Annotated in this window: 11 protein-coding genes and 1 riboswitch (1 of these 12 only partly in view); of the genes, 9 read left to right on the forward strand and 2 right to left on the reverse strand. The window is 70.1% G+C overall.

Annotated features, from left to right (window positions below):
* The 9 genes from rpsB to ACFXPK_RS20240 all read left to right on the forward strand — a co-directional run.
* A protein-coding gene (gene rpsB / locus ACFXPK_RS20200) for a 30S ribosomal protein S2 (protein ID WP_385077216.1) crosses the window boundary here: on the forward strand, positions 1-38 show its end. The gene continues 946 nt to the left of window position 1, outside the view; the window shows 38 of its 984 coding nt (coding positions 947-984); the start codon falls outside the window, past its left edge; the stop codon is at positions 36-38.
* A gap of 70 nt (positions 39-108) precedes the next feature.
* The gene (gene tsf, locus ACFXPK_RS20205; protein WP_385001706.1) at positions 109-945 is read left to right on the forward strand and encodes a translation elongation factor Ts; all 837 of its coding nucleotides are present in this window, start codon (positions 109-111) and stop codon (positions 943-945) included.
* 179 nt (positions 946-1,124) lie between these two features.
* Positions 1,125-1,889: a UMP kinase gene (gene pyrH / locus ACFXPK_RS20210; RefSeq protein ID WP_385001703.1), complete on the forward strand. Its 765-nt coding sequence runs from the start codon at positions 1,125-1,127 to the stop codon at positions 1,887-1,889.
* 127 nt (positions 1,890-2,016) lie between these two features.
* Positions 2,017-2,574 (forward strand): ribosome recycling factor, encoded by a 558-nt coding sequence (gene frr, locus ACFXPK_RS20215; RefSeq protein ID WP_046499668.1) that lies wholly within the window; start codon positions 2,017-2,019, stop codon positions 2,572-2,574.
* Entirely contained in the window at positions 2,574-3,641 is a 1,068-nt protein-coding gene (locus tag ACFXPK_RS20220) for a phosphatidate cytidylyltransferase (protein WP_385001700.1), read from the forward strand. The genes frr and ACFXPK_RS20220 overlap by 1 nt, the downstream gene beginning before the upstream one ends.
* Positions 3,642-3,850: 209 nt before the next feature.
* Positions 3,851-4,957 carry a 23S rRNA (adenine(2503)-C(2))-methyltransferase RlmN gene (gene rlmN, locus ACFXPK_RS20225; RefSeq protein WP_385077221.1) on the forward strand — a complete coding sequence of 369 codons (1,107 nt, stop codon included), beginning with the start codon at positions 3,851-3,853 and terminating at the stop codon, positions 4,955-4,957.
* 39 nt (positions 4,958-4,996) lie between these two features.
* Positions 4,997-5,122: riboswitch (TPP riboswitch) on the forward strand.
* Between the two features lie 91 nt (positions 5,123-5,213).
* The gene (locus ACFXPK_RS20230) at positions 5,214-6,338 is read left to right on the forward strand and encodes a thiamine ABC transporter substrate binding subunit (protein ID WP_385006453.1); all 1,125 of its coding nucleotides are present in this window, start codon (positions 5,214-5,216) and stop codon (positions 6,336-6,338) included.
* 212 nt (positions 6,339-6,550) lie between these two features.
* On the forward strand, positions 6,551-8,164 hold the full coding sequence (locus ACFXPK_RS20235; RefSeq protein WP_385077225.1) for an ABC transporter permease: 1,614 nt from the start codon (positions 6,551-6,553) through the stop codon (positions 8,162-8,164).
* Positions 8,164-9,249, forward strand: a complete 1,086-nt coding sequence (locus tag ACFXPK_RS20240) for an ABC transporter ATP-binding protein (RefSeq protein ID WP_385077227.1) — start codon at positions 8,164-8,166, stop codon at positions 9,247-9,249. Before ACFXPK_RS20235 ends, ACFXPK_RS20240 begins: the two co-directional genes overlap by 1 nt.
* Positions 9,250-9,256: 7 nt before the next feature.
* Here ACFXPK_RS20240 and ACFXPK_RS20245 read toward each other — a convergent pair whose 3' ends face one another.
* The gene (locus tag ACFXPK_RS20245; protein WP_385077230.1) at positions 9,257-9,679 is read right to left on the reverse strand and encodes a nuclear transport factor 2 family protein; all 423 of its coding nucleotides are present in this window, start codon (positions 9,677-9,679) and stop codon (positions 9,257-9,259) included.
* A 136-nt stretch (positions 9,680-9,815) separates the two neighbouring features.
* Positions 9,816-10,943: an LOG family protein gene (locus ACFXPK_RS20250; protein ID WP_385006447.1), complete on the reverse strand. Its 1,128-nt coding sequence runs from the start codon at positions 10,941-10,943 to the stop codon at positions 9,816-9,818.
* Positions 10,944-11,160 lie beyond the last annotated feature (217 nt).

Raw genomic sequence — 11,160 nt, forward strand, 5'->3', positions numbered from 1 at the left:
ACCGAGCAGGCCTGACCTTCATCAGGTTCGGCAGTTGACGGCGGGGGCCCATCGGCCCCCGCCGTTCACCCGTAGATCTTTCAGACCTTCGAAAGAGAATTACAGATCATGGCGAACTTCACCGCCGCTGACGTCAAGAAGCTCCGCGAGCTCACCGGCGCCGGCATGATGGACTGCAAGAAGGCCCTGGAAGAGGCCGACGGCAGTGTCGACAAGGCCGTCGAGACGCTCCGCGTCAAGGGTCAGAAGGGCGTCGCCAAGCGCGAGGGCCGTTCGGCCGAGAACGGCGCCGTCGTCTCCCTCATCTCCGACGACAAGACCTCCGGCGTCCTCCTCGAGCTGAAGTGCGAGACGGACTTCGTCGCCAAGGGTGACAAGTTCCAGGCCGTGGCCAACACGCTCGCCGCGCACGTCGCCGCGACGTCCCCGGCCGACCTCGCCACGCTGCTCGCCTCCGAGATCGAGGCCGGCAAGACCGTCCAGGCGTACGTGGACGAGGCGAACGCGAACCTCGGCGAGAAGATCGTCCTGGACCGCTTCGCGCAGTTCACCGGCGGCTACGTCGCGGCGTACATGCACCGCACGATGCCCGACCTCCCGCCGCAGGTGGGCGTGCTGGTCGAGCTGGACAAGGAAGACGCCCAGGTCGCCAAGGACATCGCGCAGCACATCGCCGCCTTCGCGCCGAAGTTCCTCAACCGCGACGAGGTCCCGGCCGAGACGGTCGAGAAGGAGCGCCGCGTCGCCGAGGCCACCTCGCGCGAGGAGGGCAAGCCCGAGGCCGCCCTTCCGAAGATCATCGAGGGTCGCGTCAACGGCTTCTTCAAGGAGAACGTCGTTCTGGAGCAGGCCTTCGCGAAGGACAACAAGAAGTCCGTCCAGAAGATCCTGGACGAGGCCGGTGTCACCCTGAAGCGCTTCTCGCGCATCAAGGTCGGCGTCTGAGTCCGTACGCGATCAACCAAAGACCCCGATAGGGTCGGAGGCAGTCGCTCGCGTGTGCCTGACGGCATTACTTCGCAGGCGGCCGGGCGACCGCAGATCTGACGAGGAGGCCATTGCCGCACAGGGAACCGCAAGGACCCCGGCAATGGCCTTCTTCGTATGTGCACGAGGAGATCTCCATGGAACAGGCCGACAAGAGCGCCGAGAAGAGCGCCGACGGTGCGAAGCGACGCTTCATGCTGAAGCTGTCCGGTGAGGCGTTCGCCGGCGGAGGGGCGCTCGGAGTCGATCCCGACGTCGTCCACGCCATCGCCCGCGAGATCGCCGCCGTCGTCCGCGACGGCGCCCAGATCGCGGTCGTCCTCGGCGGCGGGAACTTCTTCCGCGGCGCCGAACTCCAGCAGCGCGGCATGGACCGGGCCCGCTCCGACTACATGGGCATGCTCGGTACGGTAATGAACTGCCTGGCCCTTCAGGACTTCCTGGAGAAGGAAGGCATCGACTCCCGCGTCCAGACGGCCATCACCATGGGCCAGGTCGCGGAGCCGTACATCCCGCTCCGCGCCGTACGCCACCTGGAGAAGGGCCGCGTCGTCATCTTCGGCGCCGGTATGGGCATGCCGTACTTCTCCACCGACACCACCGCCGCCCAGCGCGCCCTGGAGATCGACGCCCAGGCGCTGCTGATGGGGAAGAACGGCGTGGACGGGGTCTACGACTCCGACCCCAAGACCAACCCCGACGCGGTCAAGTTCGACGCGCTCGAATACAGCGAGGTCATCGCCGGTGATCTGCGCGTCGCCGACATGACCGCGATCACGCTGTGCCAGGACAACCGGCTGCCGATCCTCGTCTTCGAATTGCTGAAGGAAGGCAATATCGCGCGTGCGGTCAAGGGTGAGAAGATCGGCACACTCGTGAGCGACCAGGGCACCCGGAACTGATTCCGGGCTGCCCCGTACGGGGATGGACAAAGCCCTGCCGGTCGGACACCGTGCAGGACAAGACGCGACGCAGGTTCCGCCGGCCGGCAAGCATGCCGGGCCCACTCAAGACACGCAGGAGCAAGTGGTGATCGAAGAGACCCTCCTCGAGGCCGAGGAGAAGATGGAGAAGGCCGTCCTGGTCGCCAAAGACGACTTCGCCGCGATCCGCACCGGGCGTGCGCACCCGGCGATGTTCAACAAGATCGTGGCGGACTACTACGGTGCGCTCACCCCGATCAACCAGCTCGCCTCGTTCGCCGTACCCGAGGCACGGATGGCCGTGGTGACCCCGTTCGACAAGAGCGCGCTGCGCAACATCGAGCAGGCCATCCGCGACTCCGACCTCGGCGTCAACCCGAGCAACGACGGCAACATCATCCGGGTGGTGTTCCCGGAGCTGACCCAGGACCGCCGCAAGGAGTTCATCAAGGTCGCCAAGACCAAGGCCGAGGACTCGAAGATCTCGATCCGCGCCGTGCGCCGCAAGGCCAAGGAGACCATCGACAAGCTGGTCAAGGACGGCGAGGTCGGCGAGGACGAGGGACGCCGCGCCGAGAAGGAGCTCGACGACACCACCGCGAAGTACGTCGCGCAGGTGGACGAGCTGCTCAAGCACAAGGAAGCCGAGCTGCTCGAAGTCTGATGAACGACTCTTCCCGGGGGGCCTTGCCGACAGCCGGTTACTGGGGACCGACCGACCAGGGGGCTGCCCCGGCGGGTCCCGCATACGATGAGCATTCCGCACAGCAGACTCGGCCCATGCCCATCGTGCCCGACGAACCCGCGAACGGCGGGGCCCAGAACGACGACCGGGGGGCTGCTCGGCCGGGCGGCCCCCTGTTCCGCGACGAGACTTCGCAGGAGCCCATGGCCGAGCCCCCGCCGTCCCCGCCGAAGAAGCGGGCCGGTCGTGATCTTCGCGCGGCCATAGGAGTCGGTGTCGGGCTCGGTGCCGTGGTCGCGGCGTCGCTCTTCATCGTCAAGGCCGTTTTCATCGGTGTCATAGCGATCGCCGTGGTCGTGGGGTTGTGGGAGCTGACCTCGCGGCTCGACGAGAAGAAGGGCATCAAGGCACCGCTCGTACCGCTGGCCGTGGGCGGCGCCGCGATGGTCGTCGCGGGGTACGCGCGCGGTGCGGAGGGTGCCTGGGTCGCGATGGCCCTCACCGCGCTCGCCGTGCTGATCTGGCGGATGACGGAGCCACCCGAGGGCTACCTCAAGGACGTCACCGCGGGGGTCTTCGCCGCCTTCTACGTGCCGTTCCTGGCGACCTTCGTCGCGATGATGCTCACAGCGGGGGACGGCTCACAGCGTGTGCTGATGTTCCTCGTACTGACCGTCGTCAGCGACACCGGCGCGTACGCGGTCGGCTGGCGCTTCGGTACGCACAAGCTCGCGCCCCGTATCAGCCCCGGCAAGACCTGGGAGGGGCTCGGCGGCGCCGTGACCTTCGCGATGGTGGCCGGCGCGCTCCTGATGGAGTTCCTGATCGACGGCGGCGCCTGGTGGCAGGGGCTGCTGATCGGCTTGGCCGTCGCGGCCAGCGCCACGCTCGGCGACCTCGGTGAGTCCATGATCAAGCGTGATCTCGGGATCAAGGACATGGGCACGCTGCTGCCGGGGCACGGCGGGATCATGGACCGGCTCGACTCGCTGCTGCCCACGGCGCCGGTGGTCTGGCTGCTCCTGGTGCTCTTCGTGGGGTCCTGATCATGTGGTGAGGGGGTACGCCGCGCACGGCGTGGCGTACCCCCTCTTCTTCTTGTCTTCCTGGCGCGCTCGTCCCTCTTGTCTTCCCGTGCTGTGTCTTCCCGTGTCCTCCTGGGGCGGTCTCCCGGAGCGGGTCTCTCTGAGCGGCAGCCCTGGGCGGCGTACGGGGCGGCGGGCCACGCGGCGTCGTCTGCGACACTGGACGGACCATGCCTGTACCCGGAGAACTCACTTTCGTCGCGCCCCGCGGAGCCACGAAGCCCCCGCGGCACCTCGCCGACCTCACCCCCGCCGAGCGTCGCGAGGCCGTCGCCGCCATCGGGGAGAAGGCGTTCCGCGCCAAGCAACTGTCGCAGCACTACTTCGCGCGGTACGCGCACGACCCCGAGCAGTGGACGGACATCCCGGCCGCCGCGCGGCAGAAACTCGCGACGGAGCTGCTGCCCGAGCTGATGTCGGTGGTGCGGCACATCTCGTGCGACGACGACACGACGCGTAAGACGCTCTGGCGGCTGCACGACGGCACGCTCGTCGAGTCCGTGCTGATGCGCTACCCAGACCGGGTCACCATGTGTATCTCGTCGCAGGCGGGCTGCGGGATGAACTGCCCCTTCTGCGCGACCGGGCAGGCGGGACTGGACCGTAACCTGTCCACCGCGGAGATCGTCCACCAGATCGTCGACGGGATGCGCGCCCTGCGCGACGGCGAGGTCGCCGGTGGCCCCGCGCGGCTGTCCAACATCGTCTTCATGGGCATGGGCGAGCCTCTCGCCAACTACAAGCGTGTCGTCGGCGCGATCCGGCGGCTCACCGACCCCGAGCCGGACGGTCTGGGTATCTCGCAGCGCGGGATCACCGTCTCCACGGTCGGTCTGGTGCCCGCGATGCTGCGCTTCGCCGACGAGGGCTTCAAGTGCCGTCTCGCGGTCTCGCTGCACGCCCCCGACGACGAACTGCGCGACACCCTCGTTCCGGTCAACACGCGCTGGAAGGTCCGGGAGGTGCTGGACGCCGCGTGGGAGTACGCGGAGAAGTCCGGCCGGCGGATCTCCATCGAGTACGCCCTGATCCGCGACATCAACGACCAGGCGTGGCGGGGCGACCGGCTGGGCCGGCTCCTCAAGGGCAAGCGGGTCCACGTCAACCTGATCCCCCTCAACCCGACCCCGGGCTCGAAGTGGACCGCGTCGCGGCCGGAGGACGAGAAGAAGTTCGTCGAGGCGATCGCGGCGCACGGCGTGCCGGTGACCGTACGCGACACACGGGGCCAGGAGATCGACGGGGCGTGCGGACAGCTGGCCGCCACGGAGCGGTAGCGCGCCCTGGGGGTAACCTTGGGCCGAAACGCATTGCATATTTTCCGACAGGGGAGCGCCACAGCGCTGAGAGTGCGGCACATGTCCGTGAGAACGGGCAGCGGTCGCAGACCCTCTGAACCTTGCCCAGGTCATTCTGGGTAGGAAGTTCGGACATCACTCAAGCTGTTGCGCCCTGCCCCGGGTCCGGTCCGTGCCGACGACCGGTCCCTGGGCGGGGCCGCGTCTTCTCCTGGACATCCCAGGAGGAAAACCAGTGAGCACGATCCGTATCCGTACCGGCGCCAGGAGGGCGGCGTTCGCCGCGCTGGCCGCGGCGCTCGGCGCCGCGACTCTCGCGGCCTGCGGTGGTTCCGACGGCTCCGCGTCGTCCGGCGACGGGGGGAGTGGCGGCGCGCAGTCCAAGACCGTCACCCTCGTCAGCCATGACTCCTTCAACGCGTCCCCCGCGGTGCTGAAGGAGTTCACCAAGGAGACCGGCTACACCGTCAAGGTGCTGAAGAGCGGCGACGCCGGCGAAGCGCTCAACAAGGAGATCCTGACCAAGGGGTCGCCCCAGGGGGACGTCTTCTTCGGCGTCGACAACACCTTGCTCTCCCGGGCCCTGGACAACGGCCTCTTCGCGCCGTACGGGGCGAAGGGTCTGGACCGGGTCGACGCGAGCGCGCAGCTCGACAAGGAGAAGCACCGCGTCACGCCGATCGATACCGGCGACATATGCGTCAACTACGACAAGAAGTACTTCGCGGACAAGAAGCTGGCGCCGCCGCAGTCCTTCGACGACCTGATCAAGCCCCAGTACAAGGACCTCCTGGTCACCGAGAACGCCGCGACATCCTCGCCCGGCCTCGGCTTCCTCCTGGGCACCGTCGCGCACTACGGGGACGACGGCTGGCAGGACTACTGGAAGAAGCTCAAGGCCAACGGCGTCCAGGTCGTCGACGGCTGGGAGCAGGCGTACAACGAGAGCTTCTCCGGCTCCGCGGGTGGCAAGAAGGCCAAGGGCGACCGGCCGCTGGTGGTCTCGTACGCCTCCAGTCCGCCCGTGGAGGTGCTGTACGCGAAGCCGCAGCCCCAGGAGGCACCGACGGGGGTCTCCACCGGTACCTGCTTCCGGCAGACCGAGTTCGCGGGGCTGCTCGACGGCGCGAAGAACCCAGCCGGCGGCAAGGCGCTGCTGGACTTCCTGATCAGTGAGAAGTTCCAGGCGGACATGCCGCTGAACATGTTCGTGAACCCTGTGGTCAAGGGCGTCGCACTGCCCGAACTGTTCACGAAGTTCGGTGCGACCGTCGACCGGCCCGAGACCGTGGCGCCCGACCGTATCGCCGCCAACCGCGAGCAGTGGATCCAGTCGTGGTCCTCCCTCACAGTGAAGTAGCCGAGGGGGAGAAGGACCGGGCGGCGGAGAAGGACGGCCGCGCCGGGCGAGGCGCCGTGCCACGCGGTGGCGGCGTACGGGGCGGCGGGCTACGGCGCGTACTGCGGAGCACGGTGCGCGGCGCCGCGCGCGGGCGCGGTGTCACGCGGGCCCCGGAGCGACGGGGGAGCGGACGTGGACGCGGGCGTGGCAGCGCCGTACGCCTCGCGCTGATGGCCGGGCCGCTCGCCTTCTTCGCCGTCTTCTTCGCCTACCCCGTAGCCGCGATCGTCGGCCGCGGCCTCAGGACTGACGGTGCCTGGCAGTTCGGGCGCGTGGGCGACGTACTGGGCCGCCCCGACATCCTCGGCGTCCTGTGGTTCACCACCTGGCAGGCGCTCGCCTCCACCGCTCTCACGCTGCTGATCGCACTGCCCGGCGCCTATGTCTTCGCGCGCTTCGCCTTCCCGGGGAAGCAACTGCTGCGCGCCGTGGTCACCGTGCCCTTCGTGCTGCCCACTGTCGTCGTCGGCACCGCCTTCCTGGCGCTGCTCGGGCGCGGCGGACTCCTCGACGACCTGTGGGGCGTACGGCTCGACACCACCGTCTGGGCGATCCTTCTCGCCCATGTCTTCTTCAACTACGCGGTGGTCGTACGCACCGTGGGCGGCCTGTGGTCACAGCTCGACCCGCGCCAGGAGGAAGCGGCGCGCGTACTGGGCGCCGGACGCCTCGCGGCGTGGCGTCGCGTGACCCTGCCCGCGCTCGCTCCGGCCGTCGCCGCCGCCGCGCTCATGGTCTTCCTCTTCACGTTCACCTCCTTCGGCGTCGTGCAGATCCTCGGCGGCCCCGGCTTCTCCACCCTTGAGGTCGAGATCTACCGGCAGACCGCGCAGCTCCTCGACCTGCCCACCGCGGCCGTACTCACGCTCGTCCAGTTCGTGGCGGTCGGCGCGATTCTCGCCGTACACGCCGGGACCGTACGGCGGAGGGAGTCCGCGCTGAAGCTCGTCGACCCGGCGCAGACCGCGCGTCGGCCCGCCGGCGCCGGGCAGTGGGCGCTGCTCGGCGGCGTGCTCGCGACCGTCGCCCTGCTGATCCTGCTGCCCCTGGGGGTGCTCGTCGAGCGCTCCCTGGACGGTCCGAGCGGCTACGGGTTCGCCTACTACCGGGCGCTCGCCTCGGTCGACGCGAGCGGCGGCACCTTCCTCGTACCGCCGCTGGAGGCTGTCTGGAACTCGCTGCGGTACGCGCTGGTCGCCACGGTCGTCGCGGTGGTGATCGGCGGCCTCGCCGCCGCCGCGCTGACCCGCCGCGCGGGGCGCCTCGTACGGGGCTTCGACGCGCTGCTGATGCTGCCGCTCGGCGTCTCCGCCGTCACCGTCGGATTCGGCTTCCTGATCACCCTCGACGAGCCGCCGCTCGACCTGCGGGCTTCCTGGATCCTCGTGCCGCTCGCCCAGGCGCTGGTGGGCGTGCCCTTCGTCGTACGGATCATGCTGCCGGTGCTGCGCGCGGTGGACGGGCGGCTGCGCGAGGCGGCTGCCGTTCTCGGTGCGTCGCCGCTGCGCGCCTGGCGGGAGGTCGATCTGCCGTTGGTACGGCGGGCCACGCTCGTCGCGGCAGGGTTTGCCTTCGCCGTCTCGCTCGGTGAGTTCGGAGCGACGGTCTTCATCGCGCGTCCCGACCGGCCGACGCTGCCGGTGGCCGTGGCGCGGCTGCTGAGCCGGCCCGGGGAGCTCAACTACGGGCAGGCGATGGCGCTCTCCACGGTCCTGATGGTGGTGTGCGCGGTGTCGCTGCTGGTGCTCGAACGTATCCGTACCGACCGCTCGGGAGAGTTCTGATGGCCTTGCTGACCCTGTCGGACGTGACCGTACGGTTCGGCACCGGCACCGCGCCGCACGCCGCGCTCGACGCGGTCGATCTGGAGGTGGCCGGGCACGAGATCGTCTGTGTGCTCGGTCCGAGCGGAAGCGGCAAGTCGACCCTGTTGCGCGTCGTGGCGGGCCTCCAGAGCCCGGACACCGGGCGGATCCTCCTGGACGGCACCGATCAGTCGGGGGTGCCGGTGCACCGGCGCGGCGTCGGGCTGATGTTCCAGGACCACCAGCTCTTTCCGCAGCGCGACGTGGCGGGGAACGTCGCCTTCGGCCTGCGGATGCGCGGCGCGCCACGCGACGAGCAGGCTCTGCGGGTCGACGAACTCCTCGAACTCGTGGGCCTGCCGGGCGCCGGGCGGCGCGCCGTCGCCGCGCTCTCCGGCGGCGAACAGCAGCGGGTCGCCCTGGCACGGGCGCTCGCGCCCCGCCCGCGGCTGCTGATGCTCGACGAACCGCTCGGCCAACTGGACCGAAGCCTGCGCGAGCGCCTCGTCGTCGAACTGCGCGGCCTCTTCGGACGGCTCGGTACGACTGTGCTCGCCGTCACTCACGACCAGGGCGAGGCGTTCGCGCTCGCCGACCGCGTCGTGGTCATGCGCGACGGCCGTATCGCCCAGAGCGGCACACCGCTGGAGGTCTGGCAGCGGCCCGCGTCCGCGTTCGTGGCGCGTTTTCTCGGCTTCGACAACATCGTCCCCGCGACCGTGGGCGACGGGGCCGCCGAAACGCCCTGGGGCCGGATCCCCGTACCGGACGGCTCCGCCCGGGGGGAACGGCTGCTCCTGGTACGCCCCGCGGGCGTACGACTGGTCGACGCCGCGCGGGGGCTGCGCTGCACCGTCGAGGCCCGTACGTTCCGGGGCAGCCGCGTCGCCGTACTGCTGCGCCCCGACCAGCCGGGCGACGGGCCGGTCCTGGAGGCCGAGTGCGGGCTGCACGCCGCCCCGGCGGAGGGCGCGACGGTAGGGGTCGCCTTCGCCGCGGAGGACGTGGTGGTCCTGGAGGAGCGGGACGAGCGCCCCGTACGGCGCGTACAGGCGGCGCGCTGAGCCCCTCTCAGGGAATGCATGCGGCGGCGACGGCGAGGCTGTCCTCGTAGACGCGGTAGCGCGTGATCAGGCCGTCCTCCACTGTCAGCCGCATGGCGAAGGGCGAGCTGAACGACTTCCCCGTCTGCCGTACGGTGCCCGCGAGCCGGCCACTGAGCGCCGCCTCCGCCCCGTCCGCGACAAGGACGTCTATGGAGGAGCCGTTCGGGTCCGGGCACTGTCCCTCGGCGAGTTCACGGAAGTGGTCCGCTACATCGGCGCGCGTGGTGCGGGGCCGGATCCACGGGACGGCGGGGTTGTCGGCGATGGCCCAGTCGACCTGCTCCGCGAAGAGTTCGGCGATACGGGCGGGGTCGCCCTCCGCGATGCGTTGGAGCAGAAGCTGGACGGCAGCGCGGGTGCGTTCCGTGAGTGCGGCGGCGTCGGTCATCTTTGATCCCCTGTTCACGCTTGTGTGTACAGGGGATGAGCCTGTCGCGCCGTGGCCGCGGCGTCGATTACCTCAGAGGTCATCCCGACGGGCGGCGTACCGGCGTACGGCGCGGTGAGCAGGGCGGCGGTTCCCTTCAGCGCGAGGAAAGCATGGCGAGCGCGTCGGGGGCTTCGTCCACCGAGTCGACGAGCGCGATCCGCGCCTCCATCGGGCGTTCTTTCGCGAGTGCTTGGAGCAGCGGCCACGTCGGGAGCCGCTCGGTCCAGTGGGCGCGGTCGACCAGGACCATCGGGGTCGGTTCGCCACGCGACTGGTAGTAGTTCGGCGTCGCGTTGTCGAAGATCTCCTGGACGGTGCCCGCCGCACCGGGCAGGAAGATCACCCCGGCGTTGGAGCGGGCCAGCAGGCCGTCCTCACGGGTCGCGTTGGCAAAGTACTTGGCTATGTGGCCGGCGAACACGTTGGGCGGTTCGTGGCCGTAGAACCAGGTGGGGATTCCGATGGAGTCGTCCCCCTTAGGCCAGCGCGCCCTGACTTCGAAGGCGGCCCGTGCCCACGCGGAAATGGAAGGAACGAACGACGGTGCCCCGGCGAGCACTTCGAGCGCCTGGTCCAGCATCTCGTCCGGGTGGGCGGCGGCGTACGCGCCGAGGTTCGCGGCCTCCATCGCGCCGGGGCCGCCACCGGTGGCCACGGTCAGCCCAGTACGGGTGAGGGAGCGCCCGAGGCGTGCCGCACCGGCGTAGGCGTCGGTGCCACGGGCCATCGCGTGGCCGCCCATGACGCCCACGACGCGCGCACCGACCACGAGTTCGTCCAGGGCGTCGGATATCGCGTCGTCGTGCACGGAGCGCAGCATGGACGCGAATATGTCGCCGTCCGCCTTGGTCCGCTGGAACCAGGCGTAGGCGAGGGCGTCCGGGGTCGTCTCGTAGCCGCCGTCCTCCAGGCCTTCGAAGAGCCGGTCGGGGGAGTAGAGGAACCCCCGGTAGGGGTCGAACGGCAGGTTCGGCACGGGCGGGAAGACCATGGCACCGTCGGCGCGCACCTTCGACGCGGCGTCGGGCTCCATGGGGCAGCCGAGGAAAACGGTGTCCGTGGTGTCGGTACGGAGGAGCTCCGGCGTACGGGCCGTCAGATCGACGGATTGCACGCGATATCCGCGCAGCGTCCCCCGGGCCTGCACGGTGCGGTCGAACTCGTCGAGGGATTCGATCTCGCGGTCCTGGCGGTGCGCGGTGGGCTGCTCGTCGTTCGACATGGGGTCACGATAGGGGATCCCCATGAGCCCGGTCCGTGGGGCTCCGTGCGCGGTGTTCGGGGCGGCGCGGTGCGGTGGGCGCCGCAGTGGCCAGGGGGCGACCGGGGGGGGGGTGGCGCCCCCCGCCCCCCGCCGAGACCCCCCCCGGAACGCCCAGGCGCCCCGCGGGCGGGCGGCCCCCCCCCCCCCGCCCGGGTCGGTTTTCAAACCGGCGCAG

It is taken from the genome of Streptomyces sp. NPDC059142 (assembly GCF_042755665.1).
Lineage (GTDB): Bacteria > Actinomycetota > Actinomycetes > Streptomycetales > Streptomycetaceae > Streptomyces.